The sequence below is a fragment of the Bradyrhizobium lablabi genome (assembly GCF_001440475.1).
Taxonomy (GTDB): domain Bacteria; phylum Pseudomonadota; class Alphaproteobacteria; order Rhizobiales; family Xanthobacteraceae; genus Bradyrhizobium; species Bradyrhizobium lablabi.
The window spans coordinates 40,472-64,769 of the sequence record NZ_LLYB01000101.1; the positions used below are offsets into that span (position 1 = coordinate 40,472).

Below are 24,298 nucleotides of genomic sequence, written 5' to 3' on the forward strand. Positions count from 1 at the left end.
GAGGTGCGATATGGCGGCAACATCTACCCAAGCCGTTCTTGATACGCCGGCGGCTGAGTTCCGGCTTGAGGCCACCGACGGCAAGACTTACGCACTGGATGACGTTGCCGGCGAAAAAGGCACGGTCGTCGTCTTCATCTGCAACCATTGTCCCTATGTCAAAGCGGTGATCGACCGCATGGTTTCGGACGCCCGTGTACTTATGTCGGAGAGCGTAGGCTTTGCGGCGATTTGCTCGAACGATGCGGCGAGCTATCCCGAAGACTCATATGAGAACATGAAGCGCTTCGCCAAGGCTCATGATTTTCCGTTTCCGTACCTCCATGACGAGACCCAGACAGTCGCTCGGGCGTATGGGGCGGTCTGTACGCCGGACTTCTTCGGTTACGATGCCGACCGCAAGCTCAAGTATCGCGGCCGGCTCGACGAGGGCCGCACATCTCCGCCTCACGCGGGGGCACCCCGGGAGCTTGTCGAGGCTATGCGTGCAATAGCGCTCACCGGTGTGGCGCCGGCTGACCAAAAAGCGTCTATTGGCTGCTCGATCAAATGGAAGGACGAATAAAGCGGAGCCTTGAGCGCCCCTCCGGCTACGCGTTGACAGACCGGCGAGCATGGGCTCAACCGGCGAGGTATCCACGCTTGCCTCACACGGCATAACGCCGGTAGAGCAGGACGATGACAGCGAGCACCGTTCCGACATAGACGACCTGCGCTACGTGATCCAAAACAATGGCGAGGCTCTTTCGGCCGGCGTCGCGAAGTTTCTCATGTCCGTAGCCCGCCAATATCGTCATCAGGCATAGTCCGAAGAAAATGTAGAAGATCTCTTCGACCACCAACGTGTATCCGACATCGCCGATCTGACTGTTCACCGCCAGGAGCAGCACTGCGCTCGTCAGGATCGCGGTCACTGGAATCGTCACGCGTTCACGAATCATGGTTTCGGGAAAGAACAGCGTCGCGAATACGACGAGCACGAGCAGAAACAGCGGCAGCAGGTTCTTCAGCATGTAGATGGCGGAGCTGCGGCCCAGCATGATGGCCGCGTCGAACCCGGCGAATTCCGTCTTTGCCTCGGCACCAAACAACGACGCCTTTCCGAGCGTCGATCCGCTGGACAGGGATTCGACGAAATAGGTCAGTCCGAGAAATCGCCAGAGCTGAAGTCCGGAATAGGCTCCGTCCCCGGCCAGCGAGCTTCTATCGTCAGCGAGGCGCAAGCCGAACCGATCGATGACATAGGTGATGAGTTCCCGCCGCTGTTCCGTGTTCTGGAAATGCAGAAGCAATTGTTGCGTGTCGAAGGGGTAGTGGTGGAGATCGAAACGGGCCTTGAAATCGCCGCTGATGCGGTAGAGCCGATAGCTCAGGCCATCTTCCTTTCCAGCCTGCATCGGCCGAGCTGGCTCGAACGCCCCGCGATCCAGCAAGGCCGGAAATTCGACGCGCGTCTGCCCCTCGTCATCGCCAGCGAACCGCATCCAGAGATAGAAGTCGACGTTGAACGAATTTTGCTTCAGGTCGATCCGGTTGACGCGAATGATATCGATGCCCGTATAGACGACGCGTTGGATCCAGTAGCGCCGATCCTCGAACTCGATGACATGGCCCTTCTCGTGTTCCGCAGCGAGATCGATTCCATCAGGCTGATCGATGCGCACGAGTTGGAGTGGCGCCGTGACGTACCGACCATAACGGAAGAAGCCCATTCGGATCGGGCGCGGAATGTCGCGGTTCGCGTTGAAATAGAGCCACCCCGTCAGCCCGGCTACCGCCGATTTCGGGCCATTGATCGCGGCGAGTGCGATGCGCATACGGTCGCGATCTGCAACCTTGCTGTCGGATCGATTCTCAAGGTTGGCCCGTTTTAGCGCATCGATCATCAGGCGCGCGGCGTCATGCGCGCCGCCGCCAACCCAGCTTGGCGGGGTTCCCGCTCTCGCCATGTAGTCAGCGGCAAAAGCCTGCGCCGCCACGCCGGCGCTGTCGAAAATCAGCGACGATGCGACATACAGATTCTCACTGAAGAAGCCCGGACGTGTTTTTTCCTCGGGTTCGTTAGCGAAATTCTGCAAATAGCTTTCGCGGGCCGCGCCCTGGGATGTGATGATCGTCCCCTTGATGCCGCGGCGGCGCAGCGCCTTGACGATGTCTGCGATAAAATCGGCCGCCGAGCCGATGACGACAACGCCGGGTCCGGGTTCCTGCGCGGCAGCGTCCAGCGCCTCGTCCATCGACCCGATCTGACCCTGGGCGACGTCCAGTCCGAACACACGCAACAGCTCCATCGGATAGGTCGACGCAAATCCGTGCGCAAAACTTTTGCCGTAGGAATCGCGCGTGTGAACGAGGCGGACTTTTGGTTCCCTCATCACGGCGCGCAGATGTTCCGCAACCGAGCGTGCCTGCTCGGAGATCGGCGACAGCGCACGAAAATAGTATTCATTGGCGGATGTCAGTTCGTCGGCAGCCGCGCTTCCCGTGAGCGCCGGGATCCGCGCATCCTTGTATACCGGCGCTGCCGCGAGCGATGCGGAGCTGAGATAATGTCCGAGCACGGCGACGCATGGGCTGTCGGCGATCGCCTGCGCATTCGCGCGCGCCACGGCTGGGTTGCTTGCGTCGTCGAACGGAACGAGTTCGATCGGCCGTCCGTTGACGCCGCCCTTGGCGTTCACCTCGTCGATTGCAAGCCGCGTTGCAACCAGACTTTCCTCCCCAGCCGGGGCGGACGAGCCGGAGAGCGAACTGGCGAAGGCGATGCGAATAGGCTCGGGGCGAATCCAGAGGGTGGCGGCCCAGGCGACAGCGAGCACCAGGACGACGCCCGCAACAACGGCAAGCCACATTGTAGGCCGCTGCTTCATCGTCGATCCTTGCGATCGGTATAGGCCGAGATTCTGCAGGTCGGGGCATCAGTAAGGCCGAGATTGCCGCCGCTGAGAGCGTTTTTCAAGCCGCCCCATCGCCACCGGCAAGATCTACGGCCACTCAAATCGGACGAAGGAAAGCGCGTTGTGGTGGCGTCCGGGCCAGACCCATGGTGGGGCTGCTCTCCGTCCCTTAAGGATGTCCGCTTTCGGTCGCGGACAACGCCGGCTGACCGGCAATCTCATCGGCTCGCCAGCAGCGGACCGCGTGTCCGTCGGGACGCGTTTCCAGCGATGGTCCGGGCTCACGATGACACACGGCTTCGGCGTAACGACAGCGCGGACTGAACGCACATCCGTCCGGCGGGCTGAGCGGATTGGGAAGCTCGCCCTTTGTCGTCGCGAGCGGAGCGTGGCGCAGCGGATCGGGAATCGCGGCGATGAGGGTTCGCGTATACGGATGCGCCGGCCGTTCGAAGATTTCGCGCCAGTCGCCGGTCTCGACAATGCGGCCGAGATACATGACGGCGACCCTGTCGCTCATGTGCTCGACCACGCCTAAGTCGTGGCTGATCATGATGTAGGAGAGGCCGAGCGTTTCCTTCAATTCCAGCAGCAGGTTGATGATCTGGGCACGGATGGAGACATCCAGCGCCGATACGGGTTCGTCACAGATGACGATTTTGGGATTGAGGATCAGCGCGCGGGCGATGCCGATGCGCTGGCGCTGGCCGCCCGAGAATTCATGCGGGTAGCGGTCAGCCTGTTCGGGCCGGAGGCCGACATGCCTGAGCATCGTGGCAACGCGTCCCTCGATCTCGCTCTTGGCCGTCACACCGTGCAGGCGCAGCGGGGCTTCAAGGGTGCGGCGAACGGTCTGGCGTGGATTGAGGGAGGCGTAGGGATCCTGAAACACGATTTGCACGATACGGGCCAATGCTTTTCGGTCCAATGCTTTGCGGTCGACCGATTGCCGGCCCGTCACGACCTGCCCGTCGAGCACGATGCGGCCTCGCGTCGGCGTCTGCAGGCCAAGTATCGAAAGCGCGAGGGTCGACTTGCCGCAGCCGGATTCGCCGACGAGACCGAGGCATTCACCGCGCTTCAGTTCGAGATCGACGCCGTCGACCGCGCGCAACAGCCGCCGGCCGCCGCCCAGCAATCCGCCGCCAACCGGAAAATGGACCGCGAGATCCTCGACGCTGAGGATGACATCGCCATCAGGTCGCCTCGCAGGTTCATGCATGGTGATGGCACCTGACTAGTCCGTCTGCGCCGAGCAACGTCGTCTCCGGCGCGGTGGTCCGGCAAATCTCGGTCGCTCGCGCGCAGCGCGGATTGAATCGGCAGCCGTTCGGGAAATCCGCGATCGCCGGCACGACGCCCGCGATCTCCCTGAGCCGTGTCCGGCCGAGTACTGCGCGGCTCCCCAGCCGGGGCAGCGAGTCGACCAGGCCTTGCGTATAGGGATGCGCGCAGGCGCGGAAGATATCGGCCGAGCCGCGCTGCTCGACAATGCGGCCGGCATACATGACGGCGACGCGGCGGCAGACGTTGGCGACCAGGCCCAGATCGTGGCTGATCATCAAGATGGCCGTACCTCTTTCGGCGCATAAATTCCGCATCAGCTCGATGATCTCCGCCTGCACCGTCACGTCGAGGGCGGTTGTCGGCTCGTCGGCGATCAGAAGGTCCGGCCCGCATGCGAGTGCGATGGCGATCATCACGCGCTGTCGCATGCCGCCCGAAAGCTGGTGCGGGTAATCGTTCACCCGTCGCTCGGGGGCGGGGACGCGGACGCTCGCGAGCGCCTCGACGGCCAGCTGGTTGGCTTCCCGCCAGTTCTTGCCCTTGTGCAGCACGAACATCTCTGCGATCTGCCGGCCGACGGGCGAGACCGGATTAAGCGCCGTCATCGGCTCCTGGAAGATCATGGCGATGCGGTTGCCGCGCAGCGCGCGTTGCCTGGCCGCCGGCAATCCCTGGATCTCCCGGCCCTCAAATCGTATAGCGCCGGCGCCGATCGAAAGCGGTTGGCGCAACAAGCCGATCAGCGCGAGCGCCGTAATGCTCTTGCCGCTGCCGGATTCGCCGACAAGGCCGAATGTCTCGCCACGATCGATGCGGAACGAAACACCTTCGACCGCCGCAACGCGGCTCGGTCCGACATCGAGATCGATGCGCAGATCTTCGACTTCGATCAGGGGAGGGCCCGTCATGTGCGCCGGCTCCGGGACTGTGGATCGAGAATGTCGCGCAAGCCATCGCCGAGCAGATTGAGGCCGAGCACCGTCAGGAATATGGCGAGGCCCGGGAAAATCGAGAGCCACGGCGCCGTCGTGATCTGGTCGCGGGCCTCCGACAGCATGCTGCCCCAGCTTGGATAGGGCGGGCGGATTCCAAGGCCGAGGAACGACAATGCGGCTTCGGCCAATACCGCGCCGCCCATGCCCAGCGTGCCGATCACGATGATGGGTCCGAGCATGTTCGGCAGCAACTGCGTGATCATGATGCGCATATCGCCGTAGCCGAGCACCCTTGCCGCCTGCACATAGCCCTGGCTCTTGAGCGAGAGCGTCGAGGCCCGTGCGATCCGGCAAGTGAAGGACCAGTTGGTCAGCCCGAGCGCGATCAGCAGGCTGGTCAGGCCGGGTCCAAGCACCGCCATGATGGCAAGCGCGAAGATCAGCGAGGGGATCGCGAGCATGAGATTGGTCAGCCCGTTGACGAAATCGTCCCACCAGCCGCCCCAATAGCCCGCGGTCAAGCCGAGCGTCACGCCGATGACGCTGTTGACGAGCTGCGAGACGATGCCGACCGTCAGCGAGATGCGCGCGCCGTGCACGACGCGGGAGTAAATGTCGCGGCCCTGCGCATCGGTGCCGAACCACCAGATCCAGCTCGGCGGCTCTTCCGCATTCATGAGATTGGCATCCATGACGGGATCCGTATGCGCCAGCCAGGGCGCGAACAGGCCGACGAAGATCGCAAGGGCGAACAACGCTCCGCCGATGATGAGACTGGCGCCAAGCTTCATCGCGTCCGCCCCGCCGCGGCTGGCGGTTCAGTCAATCGCGCGCAGGCATGATAACGCCGACCACCGCTCATGCGTATCTGATCCTGGGATCGATCACGCCATAGAGCACGTCAATCAACATATTGGTCGCGAGAAAGAACAGCACCACGACGAAGATAGAGCCCTGCACGGCGGGAATGTCGCGCTGCAGCACACTGTCGACGAGCAGCGAACCGATGCCCGGCCAGGAGAACAATTTCTCGACCACGACCGCCTGTCCCATCAACGCGCCGAATTGCAGGCCGATCGTCGTGAGAATGATGACGAGGGCATTGCGCATCACATGCCACTTCACGACCCGGGTCTCGCTCATGCCCTTCGAGCGCGCCGTCCGGACGAAATCCGCGGTCATGATCTCGAGGACCGCGGCGCGCGTCGTCCGTGCCAGCAGCGCCATGGGCGAGACACCGAGTGTCACGGCAGGCAGGATCAGATATTTGAGCCCTCCATCGCCATAGCCAAAACTCGGCAGCCAGCCGAGTTTCAACGCAAACAGGTACATCAGCAGCAGCCCGAGCCAGAACTTGGCCATCGAAAGACCCGACACCGCCAGGACCATCGAGATCGTGTCGACGATGCTGCCCGGTTTCAGCGCTGCGACGAAGCCGAGCGGTACGCCGATCACAATCGCAAACGTCATGGCGGCGAATATCAATTGCAGCGTCGGCCACATCCGTTTGGCGAGCATGGTCGTGACCGGCTCGCGGGTGCGGAACGACGTCCCCAAATCGCCTGTCGCGAGCTTGGCAATGTAGGCGCCGAAGCGGACATAGACGGGATCGTCGAGGCCGAGCTGCTTTTTCATGCGCTCCACGACCTGCGGGTCGGTCGGACCCCGGCCGTCATCGTTCATGCTCGATACGATGCTGCCAGGAACGACGCTGAACAGCACAAAGATCACCAGCACGACAGCCAGTACGGTCGGAACGGTTTGCAGGATTCGACGGATCAGGAAGGCGAGCATTGGAACTGTTCCTCGCTCCCGCCATCGTGTTTTGCGATGGAGGGAGGGTGAGCGCGCGTGTCACTTCGCGGGCGAGGTTTCATCGACCCAGAGGTCTTCGACGTTTTGATGGGTCAGTTCCGTCGCGTTCAGCTGAATCCCCTTGAGCCACGGCTGCACCGCCATGACCGCCTTGTTGTAGTTGAAGAACCAGACCGGCGCTTCGTCATAGAGCAGGGCATTGGCCTTTTGCAGTAGCTGGGTGCGCTTGGCGGCGTCGTCGGTCTGCCCGGCCTCATCGATCATCTTGTCGAAGTCCGAATTCTTGAAGGTCGTGTAGTTGCAGGCCGATTGCGGTGTTGACGAGTAGAAGCATTTCAGCGCCGCCTGGGGATCCGGGCCTGTCGACATGGAATAGACATAGGCCTGGAAGTCGCCCTTCTTGATTGCGTCCGCCAGCACCGCGGTCTCGACCTGCTTGACCTTCACCTTGATGCCCACGCGGTCCAGCATCGGGATAATGGCCTCGACGATCGGCAGGCCCCAGCTTTCATTCTGACTGGTCGTCCATTCGAATTCAAAGCCGGTGGGATAGCCGGCGTCCGCGAGCAACTGCTTTGCTTTCGCGGGATCGAAGGCGTAGGGCTTCATCGTCTTGTCGTAGAGTGGCGAGGTCGATGTCAGAGGCAGCCAGCTCGTGGCGCGATAGGCCTTGTTCTTGACCAGCTTGCTGATGATCAGGTCGGTATCGATCGCGTGATTGATCGCCTGCCGGACCCGCTTGTCGGCGAACGGCTTGAAGGTCGGGTTCATTCCCATGTGACGCGTGAAAACCTCGGCGACTTCAGCGATGGTGCCCTTGAGGTTGGGGTCGGCCTGATAGGCGACATACTGCGCCGGCCCGAGCACCGAGGTGTCGATCTCCTTGTTGCGGAAGGCGACGTCGCGCGCCGCGGCTTCGCCCATGATCGAGACGATGAGCTTGTCGGCATACGGCTTGCCTGGCTTGTAGAACCGGTCCCACCGCTCCATGACGACGCGCGATCCCGGCACATGTTCGACAAACCTGAATGGCCCGAGGCCGATCGGCTTCTGGATGAAGCCTTCCTTGGCGCCCTCATCGGCGGGATAGATCGATGTCAGCGCCGTGAAGAAATAGAAGCCTGGATCGACTTTCTCGGTCAGCTTCATTTCGAGCGTGAAGTCGTCGATCTTCTTTAAGCCGGAGATTTCCTTGGTCTGGCCCTTCTCGACCTCGGCCGCGCCCTCGATCACGCGGACAAATCGCGCGCCGGGATAGGCTTTGGTGCCGTCCATGATGCGATTGAAGCTCCAGATGACGTCGTCAGCCGTCATCTTGCGACCGTGGTGGAAATAGGCATCGTCGCGCAGCTTGAAGGTATGAACAAGACCGCCACCCGAGACGATGACCTCCTTGGCAAGCTCCGGAACCGGCTTGCCCTCCGCGGAGTCCCAAATGTAGAGCGAGCGATGCAGACCCTTGGCGACGATCTCGTCCTGGGCGCGCTGGGTCGTATGAATGTCCATGCTGGTGAAACTCGAGCCATAGGGCGCCGTCATGCGAATGGTTCCGCCCTTGCGCGGCGTCTGGGCTTCCGCCGTGGCGGAGAGTGCCAGCCCCAAGCCAGCCACGATCGCAATCATCCTGAACATCATGTTTTCTCCAACAGCACACGCGTATTCCGATCAGCGAGTTGACCACTCGCAGCATGTCGAGCGCAAGATCCTCGTTTCGCGTTGATGGCGATCGGGCCAATATTTGTGCAGCGCCGACGCGAGGGGAGGCAACCATAGAAAGGCAGCAAGAGGAGGGATCTGTCGGTTTCCGGCGACTCACAAATTGAAGGCGATCAGGCGTGCAGAAGGAGGCAAAGGCGTTCTGCCTATGGCCCGCAGGCCTGGGATATCCTGCAAGCTTCTGCATGACCGTATCAGGCTGCTTCGCGGCCTGCCTGCCACAGTGCGAACACCTCCTGGCGCGCGATGCCGCGGGTAATGAACACGATGCGTGAGCGGTGGTCGGCGTCGGGCCATTCGGGGAGGGCCACCGGTGGATGGAAGATATGGTGGACGCCGTGGATCACGACCGGCGTCTGTTCCCCGCGGAGATTGAGGATGCCCTTGACCCGCAGCAGGTCCTCTCCGCGCACGCTGCGAAGATACGCGAGCCAGTGCGAAACGGCCATCCAGTCGAGCGGTTCGTCGAACGCGAGCATGAAGCTGGTGATCGATGTATCGTGGCTGTGATGGGCGTGATCGTGGTGCTCGTGCGCCGGCTCGCTGGATCCTGCGAACGCCCGCTCGTTGAGCCAGCGCCCTACATCGACCGCTTTCTTCTCGGGATCGACCAGGCCGGCGCCGAATAGCCCCGCCGGATCGATCTCGCCATGCATCACGCGTTCGATCCTGGCGCCGGGGTTGAGCCGACGGAGACGCGACTCCAATGTGGCAACGTTGCTGACCAAATCGCACTTGGTGATCAGCAGCCGGTCGGCAAGCGCCACCTGCTTCACCGCTTCATATTGATGGTCGAGCTGATGAACTGCGTTGGCGGCATCTACCGTCGTCACGACGGTATCGAGCCGCAGGAAATGCGAGACCAATGGATTGTTCAGCAGCAGCTGCACGATCGGGGCAGGATCTGCCAGACCCGTGGTCTCGACCAGAATGCGGCGAAATGGCGGCACTTCGCCGCGATCGCGTTTCACCAGCAGTGCGCGCAGCGTCTCCTCGAGGTCGCTGCGGATTGTACAACAAATACAACCGCTCGCGAGCACGGCCACCTCGCCATCGACGCGCTCGACGAGGAGATGGTCGAGACTGACTTCCCCGTATTCGTTGATAACGACGGCGCTGTCCCTCATGGCGTCGTGGCGAAGCAAGCGATTGAGCAGTGTGGTCTTGCCGCTGCCGAGAAAGCCGGTGATCAGCGATACCGGCATGCGCTCGGCTGACTTGTCGTTCTCGAAGAGGCTCATCGGCGCCCTCACTTCAACCGTCTTATTTTTGTCGCTGGACAGCAGCCTAGCGGAGGAGGAGCATGCCGAAAATGAATTTTTAAGCCCAGCTTCTGGGCACAACCTGGGAGGCAACGATGGACGATGACGTCAGGGGCCAAGAGGAGCAACAGGAGCACAAAGGCGGAATGGCGGAAACCGATCGCCGCACCTTGCTACGCACCGCCGGCCTGGCGGGCGCTGCGGGAGCGGCGCTCGCGGGTGCGATGCATGGCAAGTTTTCGCTCGCGCCGGTCACCACAGCACAGGCGCAGACGGCCACTTCCATGCCCAAGGGAGTGGACAAGCCATGGTGGCCCTCGAAATGGGGCAAGGACGACGAGGCCGGCGCATCCAACCACATCACGCCAGCGAAGGTGCTCGACGCCGCGAAATGGATCAAGGACGGCAAGATCTACAAGATCGGCCGCACCTATGAGGCCGCCATGCCGCTGTTCGGCGCGCGCGTGTTCGCGCTGCGCATTCCCGGCAGTCCGACCGGCGGCCCGTTCGGCGACAACAAGCTCGTTTATCACGACGAGTTTCTCGCCACCGAGATCGCCCAGACCGGCACGCAATTCGACGGCCTTGGTCATATCGGCATCCAGATGGGCAAGGATGGCGACAAGAGCGAGATGCGGTTCTACAACGGCTTCACCGCGGCAGAGATCAGCGACGCGTACGGTCTCAAGAAGCTCGGCGCTGAGAAGCTCAAGCCCCTGTTCACCCGCGCGCATCTGATCGACATGGTCGCACTCAAGGGCGGGATGATGGATGCCGGTCAGGAGATCACCTCGGCCGATATCAAGGCGGCGCTGCAGAAGCAGAACATTCCCGAGAGCGACGTCAAGCCGGGCGACGCCATCATGTTCCATACCGGCTGGGGCTCGCTGTGGATGAAGAACAATGACCGCTTCAACAGCGGAGAGCCGGGTATCGGCCTCGACGCCGCCAAATGGGTGATTGAAAAGGACCTCGCGCTCACTGCGGCAGACAACTGGGCGGTCGAAGTGGTGCCCAATCCCGACAAGTCGCTCGCCTTTGCAGTCCATGCCGAGCTGCAGACCAAGCACGGGATACACAACCACGAGAACCTGATCTTCGACGAGCTGATCGCCGACAAGAAGTACCAGTTCGTCTATTGCTTTACCCCGGCTCCCATCAAGGGCGCGACAGGAAGCAACGGCTGCCCGATCGCGATTACATGACGCAGTCGTATGGCGCGTGGGCGGGCGGACCGCCCACGCCGGTATTCGGCTTCGGTATCGAATCCACCCTGACGAAGACGGGCGCTTTCAGCGGTCTTCATGTCATGCGAATTTGGCACGTGATGGCCACAGAGCCAGCCGCGCCGCATACCTTGCAGACAAGGCAAACCGTTGATCTGCATCAAATGGAAATATCGGAAATCGCTGACTAAGGAGCGTGGAGGCAGTCCTGGTCTCCAACCTCGAGGGAGGCTCAACAGAAGGAGGTAACATCATGCGCAGATTCGAAGCTGTATGTTTCTCACTGTTACTATCGGTAATTCCCGCGACTGCATCAGATCAAAATCTCAAGGACGAACTTGGTAAGGTAGCTTCATCATATGAGCAGCACTTCAACAAGCAGGATGCTGCAGGCATTACTTCTCTTTTTACGAAGGACTACCTGCGTGTGACTCAGAATGGAATTGAGCCTGACAACACGAAGTATTACGAAGGCGCGTTCAAGAATGGCATGAACCATCTGGAAATAAAGACGAGCGACGTTCAAGAACTATCAGAGAACATGGTGATGCAAACCGGCGAAGCTCGCGTCACCGGCAAGAGCGAGAAAGGTGATCCGCTGGAGGCAAATGTTATTTGGTCGTCAGTTAATGTTCGCGAAAACGGTCAATGGAAGATCCGTATGCTGACGTCGGTTCCCAAGCCGCCGCCGCAGGCGCAACAAGCAGCAAAGTAACTCTCAAGAAGATGACGACGGTGGCCCTGGCTCAAACGCATCGGCGGGCTTCCGGCCACAAAAAGGGGCGGCTCGCTGCCGCCCCTTCCATGTCGTTCACCAGTGTCGGACGCCGGATCGGGCGACGGGAAGTTGTGCCGCTTCCGGCTTGTCATCCGCTGCCGCGGTCAGCGTCTCCCGCTGGCGTCGCCGACAGAATAGGATGCCGTCAGCCCTGTGCGCCGTGGTCGGAGTCAGCTCAAGGTTGCCGCAACCGACAGGCGGTCCACAAAAAAACAACAATCCGGTCAACTAATGGCGCCGGCATCGAGGGACGTGTCATGGTGCACCGCACCGACATCGCCGGGGGCAGGACGGGGCAGGTAAGCCCCGCCAATGATTGCATGTGCCGCCGTGCACTGAACGGTACCTTCCTCGAAAACAATCCCTTCGCCCGAACCTCAGCCCGCTTCTTATCCAGGCGAAACGAGGTGCTGCCGTTTCTTCACGGCAGTCTTGCCTGTCCACGCCATCTACCTGGAACTCCCGACCCGATGAGGAATTGAGGCATCCTGGAAGGGTCGCGACGAAAATTCGGCCCACCAAACAAACGACAAGGGGAGGATGCAGATGATTTTCCATGATCGATATCTTGTCGGCTGCGCCGCGCTGGCGGTGGCAGCCCTGGTCACTATCCCGCCGGCGCACGCTCAGGCGCCGACGCAACCGACCGACGCAGCCCTGAATGCCGAGGCGGCCCAGAACGACTGGCCGACGCATCACGGCACCTACAAATCCTATCATTACAGCGGCCTCGACCAGATCAATACCGGCAACGTCAAGAATCTCGAAGTCGCCTGGATGCATTTTCCGGAGCGCGCCACCCGCGGCATTCAGTCGACGCCGCTGGCCCTTGACGGCGTGCTGTACTATTCGGGCTCCTACAGCCGGGTCTACGCACTTGACGGCGCGACCGGCAAGACGATCTGGGCCTATGCGCCGGAGCTCGACGAGGAGCTGGTCGCCAAGCAGACGCACTCGCCCTACAACCGCGGCATCGCCATCGGACACGGCAATCTCTATGTCGGCACGGTCGATGGTCGGCTGATCGCGCTCGAGCTGAAGACCGGCAAGCCGGTATGGGACACGAAGCTGCTGGATTCCAAGAAGATGACGGTCGGCTTCACCGGCGCGCCGCTGGTGGTGAAGGACAAGGTGATCATCGGCGCCCAGGGCGGCGAATGGCCCCATCGCGGGCCGATCTTCGGCGTGGATGGCAAGACCGGAGCGAAGAAATGGGAATTCTTCACGGTCGCCGGCACCGAAGAGGCCATGAAGACCTGGGGTGGTGACTCCTGGCGGACCGGGGGCGGCGGGGGCTGGATGCCCGGAGCCTATGATCCGGAAACCAATGCAGTGTGGTGGGGCACCGCCAACCCGGCACCGCTCTATGACTGGGGAGGCGCGGACTGGAAGAAGAGCGGACCGCGGCCGGGCGAGAACCTCTATACGACATCGGTCATCGCGCTCGATCCCGACACCGGCAAGCTCAAATTCTACCATCAGGAGCTGCCGCACGATGCCTGGGACTTCGACTCGTCCGTGGGCGAGTTCGTCATGATCGACCGCGGCGGCAAGAAGCTCGTGGTGCACGCGAACAAGGGCGGACACATCTTCGTCTACGATCGTTCCAACGCCAAGATCGAGAACGTCTGGCCGCTGGTCAAGAACATCAACTTCGTCAAGAGCATCGACCCGAAGACCGGCGAGTTGATCGGTCGCCGCGATCTCGTGGAAGGCAAGGTGGACCCGCCATTGTGCCCGGCTATCGCCGGCGGCATCAGCTGGAACTCCGGTGCCTACAGCCCCAAGAACGGGCTGTTCTACCGGATCGGGCAGGAGTGGTGCATGGAGTTGACCGTCGAGAAGACCACGCCGATCCTGGAGCCGATGGCCCAGCTCAACATCGGCGCGACGTTCAAGTTTATCCCGCCTCCGGACGGACCGGCCCGCGGTCATCTTAGCGCCCGCGATCCCGTCACTGGCGCCAAGAAGTGGGAGGTCACGTACCCGCAACCGCCGCTCGCCAGCGTTCTCGCCACGGCGGGCAATCTGGTATTCGTGCCGGATTCCGTAGGCATCGTGCACGCCTACAATGCCGACACCGGCGAAGAGCTCTGGTCGCGCAACAACGGCATGGGACACAACGCTGGCATCATCAGCTACATGGCCGGCGGCAAGCAGTACGTCGCCGTACCGGCGGGCTGGGGCAGCCTGGTGGCCGACGAGTTCGTCGCGCTCTATGGCGAGCCCTTCAAGAGCATGCCGAAGAATACCGGTGCCCTGGTTGTCTTCGCGCTCAGACAATGACACGCGCGGGGCGGCAGGGATCGATCTCTCCCTGCCGCCCTTGCGGTCAATACGGATAACGGAATGCGAATATCGTTTGTAATGGTTGCTGCCCTGGCCATCATCTGGTCGTGGCTGCCGACCGCCTCGTTTGCGCAACAGTCCAACTCGGCCAGCTCTGCGAATCCGCTGCCGCAAGCCGAAGCCTCGCCTGATGACATCGAGGGCGGGAAAATGTTCGCTACCACCTGCGGCTTTTGCCACCAGGATGGCGGCCGTCATGCGGGCAGGGGACCGAAGCTGTCGAAGTCCGAGCGCAGCGACGAATACATCATCGAGCGTATCAAGAAGGGCAAGACGGGCGCCATGCCCGCATATGGTTCGGTGTTCACCGATGGCCAGATCATCGCGATCCTGGCCTACATTCGAGGGCTCGATGACTAGAGTGCCGTCTCCGCGAAGTCGCCTCATCAGATACGCGGCGAGCCTCGCGCTGGTGATACTCTGGAGCGCGTTGGCGGATGCCCGCTCGCTGGAAACCGTCATCGAGCGCGGCGCGTTGACGCTCTGTGCCAGCCCCAACGCCCTGCCGTTTGCAAGCAAGTCCGGACCGGTCCCGGGATTCCAGGTCGAACTCGGCGAGAAAATTGCCCAGCAGCTCGGCGTCAAGCTGACGCGGGAGTGGGTGGTCAGTGCGATCCAGTATCGCCGCGCCGATTGCGACCTCGTGCTCGACGTCATCGCCCGCAAGGATACGCCGCCCGCGGGCGGCGTGCAGGTATCGCGTCCCTATCATCGCAGCGGCGTCGTGCTTGCGGTGCGGGGCGATTCACCCGCATCGTCGCTGGCCAATCTCGGTTCCGATCAGCGGGTCGGGGTGCCGGTCGGCTCGCTGGTTTCCATGACGCTCGCCAAGGGCGGCGCCACCACGTCTCCGTTCGTGTACGAGGACGATATTGTCGCAGCGTTGGCCAATCGCGAGATCGAGGCGGCCGCCGTCACACCGATGACGGTCGGCTGGTTCAACCTGCAGCACGCCGACAAGCCGTTGCGCATCATTCCGGCGTTCGACACCGATCAGGATTTGAACTGGAATATCGCGGCCGGGCTGCTTCGCCCCGACGACAAGCTGCGCGCGCGTGTCGATGCGGCCATCGAGGCCCTGCTGGCCGATGGCACCATCGCGCGGATCTATGCGCGCTATGGCATCGAGCTGCGACCTCCGCAGTAGGGCGCGGTATCGCCGCGCCGGCCATGACACGGTCCGCGCTTGCGCCCGGCCGGCATGACGCCGGCCGGACATGGCGAGACTTCTACCGCTCGGGGGTCACGAGCTGGTAGGCGCCGCGCTCGAAAGTATCGTAGACGGCGAGCGCCTTGGCGTCGGCGAACGGCAGATACTGCATCATGATCACGCCGGCGATGCCGCGGGCGGGATCGATCCAGAAGAAGGTGTTGTTGATGCCGCCCCAGCTCAGACTGCCGGGCGAGCGCTTGCCTTGCACCTGGTCGGCGGTGATCAGGAAGCCGAGCCCCCATTTGTCGCGGCCGTCGGCGATGAAGGTGAAGTCGGCGCTGCGCGGCAACACGCTCTTGAGCGCGGGGACCGAGACCGCGCCGATATGGTTCTGGCCCATCAGCGCCACCGTCTCGGTCTTGAGCACGCGTGCCCCGTCGAGCTCGCCGCCGTTGAGCAGCATGCGCACGAAGCGACCGTAATCATCGGCGGTCGAGGCGAGGCCGCCGCCGCCGATTGGCGATGCAATGGTGAGGCCGAGCTGCGGCTTCTGCAGCTCGACGGCGCCGTCCATGCGCTCGCCGGCGCGCTGCTGTTGCGCGACGAGGCGCGGGCCCTTGGCCTCCGGCACGTTGTAGGCGGTGTCCTCCATCTTCAGCGGGGCGAAGATGTGCTGGCGGAAATAGTTTTCGAGCTTTTGGCCTGAGATCACCTCGACCAGCTTGCCGCAGACATCGGTAGAGGTGCTGTAGTGCCAGCGCTCGCCCGGATCGAACAGCAGCGGTCCGCCGAACGGATAGGTTTCGCCGGCGCGCGGCTTGAAATCGCGCCAGATCGTGCTGGTGAAGGGATAAGCGAGGCCCGACGTGTGCGTCAGGATGTGCCTGACGGTCGGCGACCGTGACGCCGGGCGAAGCTGGTAGGCGCCGGTCGCAGTGTCGAAGGATTCAAAGACCTTCAGCCCCGCAAGCTCCGGCAGGTATTTTTCGGCCGGGTCATCGAGACCGAGGCGGCCCTGCTCGACGAGCTGCATCAAGGCGACCGATGTGACCGGCTTGGTCATCGAGGCGATACGAAAGATCGCCTCTGCCGCAAGCGGGCGCCCGGTCGCGACGTCGGCGACGCCGAAGGCGCTGCGATACAGCACGCGCTCGCGATCGGTGACAAGCGCCACCACGCCCGGCACGTCCTTGCGCTCGACCGCGCCGCGCAGGCTGGCGTCGAGGGCCGCGCTGCCGGCCGAATTCTGTGCGCTCGCGGCGCCGTCCAACGCAACCGCAGCGCCAATGCTCAAGATCATTCCAACGGCCTTTCGATTCATACACGCCTCCCGCTTAAGCCCGGGTCTAGCCCGCGCAGCTCTCCCCACGCTGATTGTTCTTGTTCGACGCCGGCGCGATAACGGCGACAGGGATGCCGCGCCGCATCCCTGTCGCGCGGGACGCTATCACCTGTGATTGATTGAGTCTCGCGCTGCTCGCGCGATGAGGGCATGTTCGCGGCGCACGGCGGGCGTGCCCATCGCATCGTCGACTATCTGCTTTCGATGGGAGAGTGGGCATGGGCCCAGCCAATCCGTCCGTCGATCTGAACTCCCGCAACATCAAGGGTTGAGCAACGGCGGTTCGTCCCTGCATAATCTCCCACTCACGCGGAGGGACGGCCATGCAAACGCAGGTCTTTGGGCGCACGAGGATGCAGCTCTCGGTGCTGGGCTTTGGCTGCGGCGCAGTGGGCGGCTTGATGGTGCGCGGCGATGCGGCCGACCAGGAGCGGACGGTTGCCCGCGCAATCGCCGCCGGCGTCAATTACTTCGACACCGCGGTGCAATATGGCGATGGCGAATCCGAAAAGAACCTTGGCCGCATTTTGCAGAAGCTGAAGCCGGCTGATGTCGTCGTCGGCACCAAGGTGCGGCTGCCGCCAAGCGATCGTGGCCGCATCGATGAGGCGGTGAGGACATCGTTCGAAGGCAGCCTTTCGCGGCTGCGGCTCGAGCGGGTCGATATCCTGCATCTGCATAATCCGATTACCGGGCAGGGCAGCGGACCGGCGCTGAGCGTGCGGCAGGTGCTCGACGAAGTGGTGCCGGCATTCGAGCGGCTGCGGCAGCAGGGCAAGATCCGTTTCCTCGGCATCACGGCGCTAGGCGATACCGCGGCGCTGCATCAGGTCATGGATGCGCGCGTGTTCGACAGTGCGCAGGTCGTCTACAACATGCTCAATCCGTCGGCGGCGGACGAATTGCCGCAAAACTATCCGGCGCAGGATTATGGACGGCTGTTCGACCACACAAAGGCTGCCGGTGTCGGCGTCGTCGGCATCCGCGTGCTGGCGGGCGGCGCGCTGTCGGGGTCGGCCGATCGCCATCCGATCGCGGGCGCCGCGCCGGAGCCGATCGGTTCGGCGTTGAGTTACGATGCCGATATCGATCGCGCACGCCGCCTGATGCCGCTGGTGAGGGAAGGCTTCGCCGCCAGCCTGACCGAAGCCGCCACGCGGTTTGCGCTGTCGCACCCGGCGATGGGTACGATCCTCGTCGGCATGGCGACGCCGCAGCAGTTCGAGGACGCACTCGCCGCGGTCGAGAAGGGCCCGATGCCACAGGCGGCGCTCGATCGGCTGTCGGAGCTGCGGCAGGCGTTCGCTGGCGAGGCAAGATGATCGTGCGGACGCGGGCCCTTCCATTTTAGGCGGTTCGACCGTATCTTTCACTTATGACAAAGCTACTCGAAAAAGCCCTGGAAGCCGTGCGGCGCCTGCCGCCTGAAGACCAGGATGAAATCGCACTCGCCATGCTGACCCTGAGCGGCCACGAGGGGGAGCCCGAGGAGATTGATCCTGCGCATCTTCCCGCCGTGCTGGAGGGGCTTGCGCAAGCCAAGCGCCGCCAATTCGCAACCGACGCCGAGGTCGAAGCCGCGTTCCGTCGCTTCGAGCAATGAAGCTTCGTTTTACTCCGCGCGCAGTTCGGGATATCGCCGAGATTGCCGATTATGTACGCGAGTATAGCCCGCAAGCCGCACTTCGCGTGCGGGCTGCGATTCTTGCGTCGCTCCAGGGTTGGTCTTGTTTCCGCACATGGGACGGCAACAGAAGGTGGAGGGCGCGCGCAAGCTAGTGACGCGGCCTTATCCATATTTGGTCTATTACACTGCTGACGACGAGGCTGAGGGAATTGTAATTCTCGCCGTCCAACATTCAGCCCGCGAGCGTGAATATTCGGATACTTAGGAAGCCGTAGGACGGATTAGCCGAAGGCGTAATCCACCGGTGTATCCATTAAACCCGACTTCATTTGAGAGACTTAGCCAAAGGTCCATCCTTCTTCGCCAAGAGGGCCCAGCCCGGCTTGGCCCCATTCTTCAACACTGCAACCAATTTCTTCTTCATAAATATACGCGCCAAACACGCGCCATCTTCGCAAGCCCAATCTATATCGATGTCAGCGGAGGAGTTAGGAAAACGAAACTCCGTGCAGCATTGAACGTAGGCCAATGGATTCGCGAAGGGCGCACCACTCGGATCATGCCACTCGGGCACGTCCGGAGCAGGACAACGATTGTAAAGCCATACGTCACCGCAGATCTCGCCTCGAGAATCCAAGAGGTAAGCGTAGCCGACTCTTCCATCGTCCTCAATTACGATGGCGCACTTGCCGTCACTCGCGGTGAACCTGACCGTCTCGCCAATCAATTGATCTCTCCGTGGATACCATGCCGAGGCTACGATTGCTTCGCTCCACCCATCCTACGCGCTATCAGGGATAACCGCCGCCCGCAACGTCTACATCGACCACGTCGATCCGTGCGGACGATTTGCGTTGCCGCAGTTCCTCGTAGGAGGTCGCTGCGCTTAGGCAGAACAGCGTTTTCCGGTTTGGACCGCCGAGTACACAGGCGAGGGCGCGGCGGCGGGGGACTTCGATGCGCTGCAATTCGCGCCCCTCGGCGTCGAGGCGAATGAAGGCGTCTTCCTCGAAGGCTGCGAGCCACACGGCGCCTTCCTGATCAAGGCAGATGCCATCGGGAGATGTCATGCTCCCGAAGCGCCCACGCAGTTTCAGGCCGCCGTCGGCTGCGATCTCGTAATCGGCGAGGCATCCGCCATCCATTTCGGCGACGACGAGCCGGTGATGATCGGCAGAGACGGCGATGCCGTTGGGAAACCGCAATCCCTCCGCGACGACGCGCGTCGCGCCATCGGGCATCACCAGAAGGATGAGGCCGGGAGCGCCGCGATCGGGCGGCGGGGGCAGATCGAAACCGAGATCGCCGACATAGGCGCGGCCCAAGCCATCGACGATCATGTCGTCGATGGTGCCGGTCGCGATTTTAGAGAGGTCGGCGTAAAGCGACAGCGCGCCGTCGCGGTAGGCCAGGAGGCGCTTGCGGAACATCGTCAGCACGATCACCGTGCCATCAGGCAGCACGCCGAGGCCGCACGGCGCGTCGTCGAATTTCGCGTGCTGCTCGCACTCGCCCGACAGAGAGAGGCTGAGCAGCGTCCGCTCCATGCAGTCGACGAACCAGAGCCGGCCCGCGTGCCAGCGCGGCCCCTCGTAGTAACGCCCGCCGTCGAGGATGCAGCGCAGCGTCATCGGCTACAGCGTCACCACGATCTTGCCGAGGTGCTTGTTGGCTTCCATGTGCTCGAACGCTTTTCCGATCTCGGCGAACGGATAGACCTTGTCGATCGGCAATTGCAGTTTTCGCGATTCCACCGCCGGCCAGATGTCTTTCCGGACCTCGTCAAAGATCTCGCGGATTTCATCGATGGTGCGGGTGCGGAAGGTGACGCCGATATAGTTGATGCGGCGGGCGGCGTGGAGGTCGAAATTGAAATCGGCGTGGGTGCCGCCGAGCCGGCCGACATTGACGATGCGGCCCTTGACCTTGGTTGCGGCAAGGTTCTGGTTGGCGACCTTGCCCGAGACCTGGTCGACGATCAGGTCGACGCCTTCGCCATTGGTCGCCTTCAGCACCTGATCGACCCAGCCGGGATCGCTGGAATCAATCGCGAGGTCGGCGCCGAATTCCTTCAGGCGGCCGCGGCGCATCGCGTCCGTCGACGAGCCGATCACGAGTTTTGCGCCCTTGAATTTTGCGATCTGCATCGCCATCAGGCCGACGCCGGAGCTGGCGCCCTGAATCAACACAGTCTGGCCCGCCTGCAGCGCGCCGTTGGTGACGACCGCATTGTGCATGGTGGTGATTGCGACGGGGAGGGTGCAGGCCTCCTCGAAGTTCATGTTCGAGGGGGCGCGGAACAGCCGGCGATGGTCGGCCAGCGTGTACTCGGCAAACGCAGCGGCGCCCGAGCCCATGATCTTGTCGCCGACCTTGACGCCCTCAGCGTCGGGGCCGAGCTCGGCGACTTCGCCCGCCCATTCCATGCCGAGCACGGTGCCGACGCCACCGGCTGAGCCATGGGCGTGGCCCTTGGTCATGCCGAGATCGGCGCGGTTGAGGCCGCAGGCCTGGACCTTGACCAGCACCTGGCTGCCTTTCGGCGTGGGTTTTGCGACTTCGGTGATTTCGCTGCCGTTGGCGCCATACACATAGGCTTTCATGGCTTCTTCTCGTTGTTGGCCGACGGCGGCTTGTTCGGCCGCCTTCCTTGTTGCTGGCGTCAAGCCACCTATTCGGCGGCCTGCCGCTGGGCACCCGACATCATGCCTCCGAGCCGGCTGGCGATGATCGCTTCCGCATCGCGCACGATGCGCGACACCAGCTCGGCGCAGGTCGGGATGTCGTGGATCAGGCCCTGGACCTGGCCGGCCGACCAGATGCCTTCATCGGCATCGCCTGACGCGTAGACCATCTTGCCGCGGGCGCCGGCGACGAGTTCGCGCACGTCCTCGAACCTGGCGCCTTCCTTCTCCATCGCCACGACCTTGGTCGAGATCGCGTTCTTGGCAACGCGCGAGGTGTTGCGCATGGTGCGGAAGATCAGTTCGGTCTCGCGCTCGTCATTGGCGACGATGCGTTCCTTCACGAGCTGATGGATCGGGCTTTCCTTGGTGCACATGAAGCGCGTGCCCATGTTGATGCCCTCGGCGCCCAGCGCCAGCGCGGCGACCAGGCCGCGGCCGTCGCCAAAACCGCCGGAGGCGATCATCGGAATCTTGACCTTGTTGGCGGCCGCCGGGATCAGGATCAGGCCGGGGGTGTCGTCCTCGCCGGGATGGCCGGCGCATTCAAAGCCGTCGATCGAGATCGCATCGACGCCCATCCGCTCGGCCGACAGCGCGTGGCGGACGCTGGTGCATTTATGGATGACCTTGATGCCGTGCTTCTTGAACGCGGTGACATGGTCCTGCGGCTTGTTGCCGGCGGTCTCGACGATCTTGATGCCGGCCTCGATGATGGCCTGGCGGTACTCGGCATAGGGCGGCGGCTTGATCGCGGGGAGGATGGTGAGGTTGACGCCGAACGGCTTGTCGGTCAGGTCACGGCAGCGCGCGATTTCCTTGGTGAGATCCTCCGGCGTCGGCTGCGTCAGCGCGGTGATCAGCCCGAGCGCGCCGGCATTGGCGACGGCCGCCACCAGCTCGGCGCGTCCGACCCATTGCATGCCGCCCTGGACGATCGGGTGCTCGACGCCGACGAGCTCGGTGAATCGCGTCTTGATCATGTCTGCCCTCTGTTTCCCCGGCACGGCCGCAACCGCCCGTGCACGTCATGTTCTGAGATTTCGACAGGCAGGATGCCGCCACCCCTCGCAAAAGTCTACCGGGGGCTGGTGGTAGTCAGGGCAACGCCATCATGCAAAAGCGGGGACTTGTTCCGCAGTGCGAACAATTCCGCATGGGGCCGGCGGCAGCGCAGTTGTGCCGCCAATCTGATATCCTGCACCCGAGCTGGCCATACTCTCACTCAGATGCGCGTTGGGGCATATTGATGTGTTGCATGCACAACAATTGAACCCAACGACTATCGTTCGTTTTCGCGGGAGCGATCATGAGTAAGTGTCTTTTGGTGACAATTCTTGTCGCTCTCGGCGGTGCGACGGCGGCAGCGCAGGTTACCGCCAACGACGCGCTCATCGCTCGCGCGAAATCCTTCGAACTCGATACGCCCTACGTGCCGCCGCCAGGCGACCCCTTGACACATCATGCCGCCGGATATGCGAAGGTCATGTGCTCGGCTGTATTCATGACCGGCCTGGCGCCCGATTTCGCGGCCGAGAATGTCGGGTTTTTCACCGCACCCTACGGAGCGCGCGCGAAGCTCGGCAAGCCCGTCATCGATCGCGCCAACAAGGCGGTCCATGTCACGCTTCCTGGCGGCATGACCCGTACCGCCAAATATCTCGGAAGCCAGGGGTGCGTCACGTTGCCGATCGGCGCGAGCGCCATGAACTTCGAGCCGGTCGCCGTCAAGAGCCGGTTGCCCGATCCCGCAACCCAGTTGTGGCCAATGGGCGACATGCTGCCTCAAGAGCCGTTGCCGACAGAGATCGATGCCGGGAAACTCAAGGCTGCCGTGAATGCCGCTTTCGAGCCGGCCGAAGGATTGACCGCGGCGTTCGTTGTGACGTGGAGAGGCCGCCTCATTGCCGAGCGCTACGCGGAAGGTATTACGTCGCAGACAGCTCTCGAAGGCTGGTCCATGGGCAAGAGCGTTACGGCAGCGCTCTTTGGCATTCTGGTCAAAGACGGCGTCTATGATTTAGAGCAGGCGGCACCGATTCCTGAATGGCAATCGCCCGGTGACCCGCGCGCCAAGATACGCATTGCAGATCTCCTTCACATGTCGAGCGGGCTTCGGATCAGGGCGCCCCAAGATCCGGATCATGACCCCACGGGGCCTTATCCGGATCACGTCTATCTTTATACGGGCGGCATCGATTCTTTTCGCTACGCGGCGACACGGCCATTGCAATGGCCTCCCAACACGGTCGGACGCTATCGCAACACCGATCCGGTCCTGATCAACTATCTGATCCGGCTCGGTGTCGAAAAACGCGGCGACGAATATCTCTCATTTCCTCAGCGGGTGCTGTTCGACAAGCTCGGCATCCGTACCATGGTGATCGAAACTGATCCGTTCGGAAATTTTCTGGGGCAGGGTTATGAGGTGGGCTCCGGGCGCGATTGGGCGCGGCTTGGCAATCTCTTTCTTCAGGGGGGCGTTTGGAACGGTGAGCGCATTCTCCCAGAGGGCTACACAACATTCGTCAGCACTCTTGCGCCGGCCTGGGCCGCGGACGATCGGCCGATCTATGGAGCTTTCTTCTGGCTCAACGGCGACGGGCAATATCCAGTCCCACGCGACGCCTATTACATGGCGGGCGCTGGCGGGCAGACCACGCTGATCATTCCCTCGCACGATCTCGTCGTCGTGCGTCTCGGGCACTATCGGGGCGCACTTTACGCCAATTCAGGCTTCGACAAGGCGCTCGCGCTGTTGATCGAGGCGGTGCCGAAAGCACAAAAGGGCCGGGGCCAAGAATCTGATAATAGAGTGCCCAACGGGCCAAGCGAAGGACGGTAAAAACACTAAGAATCGTGTCAACGAGGCTAACAGTCTATCTGATAGCACGCCGAGCCTGATTGCGGCTGTTGTTGGCCCCAAAAGCCGACTCTGATTTCCGCCACCGATCAGCAAGCACGACCGCGCGACCAATCGATGGTTTCAATGCGCTCTCGGGCTTTTTTCTCATGCGAGCGGCCGGGCCCGATCTAGCAGGTAATGTGGAAAAGGCCGATCTTCTTTGCATGCGAGCTGTTGAACGTATGAATCGCCTTGGGGGTCGGCTGCAATAGAACCGCGCAACCCTTCTTCGCAAAATACGTCTCAGCTTCCGGCGATAGCTGCACATTGCCCATCTGGCCCGAACCAAGAATTAGCTGCTCGCATCCATCCTCATAGATGA

General features: G+C 62.4%; 23 protein-coding genes. 11 read left to right on the top strand and 12 right to left on the bottom strand.

Annotated features, from left to right (window positions below):
- Window positions 1-10: 10 nt before the first annotated feature.
- Window positions 11-565 (top strand): thioredoxin family protein, encoded by a 555-nt coding sequence (locus tag CQ14_RS29200; RefSeq protein WP_057861271.1) that lies wholly within the window; start codon window positions 11-13, stop codon window positions 563-565.
- A gap of 82 nt (window positions 566-647) precedes the next feature.
- Here CQ14_RS29200 and CQ14_RS29205 read toward each other — a convergent pair whose 3' ends face one another.
- From CQ14_RS29205 to CQ14_RS29235, 7 genes are all read right to left on the bottom strand, one after another.
- A complete protein-coding gene (locus tag CQ14_RS29205) occupies window positions 648-2,852 on the bottom strand; it encodes an ABC transporter substrate-binding protein (RefSeq protein ID WP_245320596.1) in 2,205 nt (734 codons plus the stop codon).
- A gap of 214 nt (window positions 2,853-3,066) precedes the next feature.
- Entirely contained in the window at window positions 3,067-4,119 is a 1,053-nt protein-coding gene (locus CQ14_RS29210; RefSeq protein ID WP_057861273.1) for an ABC transporter ATP-binding protein, read from the bottom strand.
- Window positions 4,112-5,092, bottom strand: coding sequence for an ABC transporter ATP-binding protein (locus CQ14_RS29215; RefSeq protein WP_057861274.1), 981 nt, complete (start codon window positions 5,090-5,092; stop codon window positions 4,112-4,114). The genes CQ14_RS29210 and CQ14_RS29215 overlap by 8 nt, the downstream gene beginning before the upstream one ends.
- Window positions 5,089-5,910, bottom strand: a complete 822-nt coding sequence (locus tag CQ14_RS29220) for an ABC transporter permease (RefSeq protein WP_057861275.1) — start codon at window positions 5,908-5,910, stop codon at window positions 5,089-5,091. Before CQ14_RS29220 ends, CQ14_RS29215 begins: the two co-directional genes overlap by 4 nt.
- 67 nt (window positions 5,911-5,977) lie before the next feature.
- Window positions 5,978-6,913 carry an ABC transporter permease gene (locus CQ14_RS29225; protein ID WP_057861276.1) on the bottom strand — a complete coding sequence of 312 codons (936 nt, stop codon included), beginning with the start codon at window positions 6,911-6,913 and terminating at the stop codon, window positions 5,978-5,980.
- A gap of 60 nt (window positions 6,914-6,973) precedes the next feature.
- On the bottom strand, window positions 6,974-8,569 hold the full coding sequence (locus CQ14_RS29230) for an ABC transporter substrate-binding protein (RefSeq protein ID WP_156435560.1): 1,596 nt from the start codon (window positions 8,567-8,569) through the stop codon (window positions 6,974-6,976).
- Between the two features lie 275 nt (window positions 8,570-8,844).
- Window positions 8,845-9,891 carry a CobW family GTP-binding protein gene (locus CQ14_RS29235; protein ID WP_057861277.1) on the bottom strand — a complete coding sequence of 349 codons (1,047 nt, stop codon included), beginning with the start codon at window positions 9,889-9,891 and terminating at the stop codon, window positions 8,845-8,847.
- Between the two features lie 116 nt (window positions 9,892-10,007).
- Between CQ14_RS29235 and CQ14_RS29240 the strand changes: the two genes are divergently transcribed.
- The 6 genes from CQ14_RS29240 to CQ14_RS29265 all read left to right on the top strand — a co-directional run bounded on the left by CQ14_RS29240 (window position 10,008) and on the right by CQ14_RS29265 (window position 15,412).
- The gene (locus tag CQ14_RS29240) at window positions 10,008-11,117 is read left to right on the top strand and encodes a cyclase family protein (protein ID WP_057861278.1); all 1,110 of its coding nucleotides are present in this window, start codon (window positions 10,008-10,010) and stop codon (window positions 11,115-11,117) included.
- Entirely contained in the window at window positions 11,114-11,329 is a 216-nt protein-coding gene (locus CQ14_RS29245; protein WP_057861279.1) for a hypothetical protein, read from the top strand. The genes CQ14_RS29240 and CQ14_RS29245 overlap by 4 nt, the downstream gene beginning before the upstream one ends.
- A gap of 62 nt (window positions 11,330-11,391) precedes the next feature.
- The gene (locus CQ14_RS29250; protein ID WP_057861390.1) at window positions 11,392-11,853 is read left to right on the top strand and encodes a nuclear transport factor 2 family protein; all 462 of its coding nucleotides are present in this window, start codon (window positions 11,392-11,394) and stop codon (window positions 11,851-11,853) included.
- Window positions 11,854-12,462: 609 nt separating this feature from the next.
- Window positions 12,463-14,202: a pyrroloquinoline quinone-dependent dehydrogenase gene (locus CQ14_RS29255; protein WP_057861391.1), complete on the top strand. Its 1,740-nt coding sequence runs from the start codon at window positions 12,463-12,465 to the stop codon at window positions 14,200-14,202.
- A gap of 63 nt (window positions 14,203-14,265) precedes the next feature.
- A complete protein-coding gene (locus CQ14_RS42640; RefSeq protein WP_082650079.1) occupies window positions 14,266-14,625 on the top strand; it encodes a c-type cytochrome in 360 nt (119 codons plus the stop codon).
- Window positions 14,618-15,412 (top strand): substrate-binding periplasmic protein, encoded by a 795-nt coding sequence (locus tag CQ14_RS29265; protein WP_063800442.1) that lies wholly within the window; start codon window positions 14,618-14,620, stop codon window positions 15,410-15,412. Before CQ14_RS42640 ends, CQ14_RS29265 begins: the two co-directional genes overlap by 8 nt.
- Window positions 15,413-15,494: 82 nt before the next feature.
- Here the strand turns inward: CQ14_RS29265 and CQ14_RS29270 are convergent, their stop codons facing one another.
- The gene (locus tag CQ14_RS29270; protein WP_082650081.1) at window positions 15,495-16,739 is read right to left on the bottom strand and encodes a serine hydrolase domain-containing protein; all 1,245 of its coding nucleotides are present in this window, start codon (window positions 16,737-16,739) and stop codon (window positions 15,495-15,497) included.
- A gap of 344 nt (window positions 16,740-17,083) precedes the next feature.
- Here CQ14_RS29270 and CQ14_RS29275 point away from each other — a divergent pair, with 344 nt between their 5' ends.
- From CQ14_RS29275 to CQ14_RS46920, 3 genes are all read left to right on the top strand, one after another.
- Window positions 17,084-18,082: an aldo/keto reductase gene (locus tag CQ14_RS29275; protein ID WP_082650082.1), complete on the top strand. Its 999-nt coding sequence runs from the start codon at window positions 17,084-17,086 to the stop codon at window positions 18,080-18,082.
- An 86-nt stretch (window positions 18,083-18,168) separates the two neighbouring features.
- Window positions 18,169-18,363 (top strand): hypothetical protein, encoded by a 195-nt coding sequence (locus tag CQ14_RS29280; RefSeq protein WP_246175698.1) that lies wholly within the window; start codon window positions 18,169-18,171, stop codon window positions 18,361-18,363.
- Window positions 18,364-18,487: 124 nt separating this feature from the next.
- The gene (locus CQ14_RS46920; RefSeq protein WP_430650222.1) at window positions 18,488-18,652 is read left to right on the top strand and encodes a type II toxin-antitoxin system RelE/ParE family toxin; all 165 of its coding nucleotides are present in this window, start codon (window positions 18,488-18,490) and stop codon (window positions 18,650-18,652) included.
- A 526-nt stretch (window positions 18,653-19,178) separates the two neighbouring features.
- On the opposite strand, the gene CQ14_RS29290 is transcribed toward CQ14_RS46920, so the two are convergent.
- From CQ14_RS29290 to CQ14_RS29300, 3 genes are all read right to left on the bottom strand, one after another.
- A complete protein-coding gene (locus CQ14_RS29290; RefSeq protein WP_057861285.1) occupies window positions 19,179-20,018 on the bottom strand; it encodes an SMP-30/gluconolactonase/LRE family protein in 840 nt (279 codons plus the stop codon).
- A 3-nt stretch (window positions 20,019-20,021) separates the two neighbouring features.
- Window positions 20,022-20,990, bottom strand: a complete 969-nt coding sequence (locus CQ14_RS29295) for a quinone oxidoreductase family protein (RefSeq protein ID WP_057861286.1) — start codon at window positions 20,988-20,990, stop codon at window positions 20,022-20,024.
- 68 nt (window positions 20,991-21,058) lie between these two features.
- Complete coding sequence (locus CQ14_RS29300) at window positions 21,059-22,054, bottom strand: NAD(P)H-dependent flavin oxidoreductase (protein WP_057861287.1); 996 nt, start codon at window positions 22,052-22,054, stop codon at window positions 21,059-21,061.
- 470 nt (window positions 22,055-22,524) lie between these two features.
- Between CQ14_RS29300 and CQ14_RS29305 the strand changes: the two genes are divergently transcribed.
- The gene (locus CQ14_RS29305) at window positions 22,525-23,916 is read left to right on the top strand and encodes a serine hydrolase domain-containing protein (RefSeq protein WP_199805639.1); all 1,392 of its coding nucleotides are present in this window, start codon (window positions 22,525-22,527) and stop codon (window positions 23,914-23,916) included.
- 188 nt (window positions 23,917-24,104) lie between these two features.
- Here CQ14_RS29305 and CQ14_RS45355 read toward each other — a convergent pair.
- A partial coding sequence (locus CQ14_RS45355; protein WP_430650223.1) for an MTH938/NDUFAF3 family protein occupies window positions 24,105-24,298 on the bottom strand: 194 nt, incomplete at its 5' end.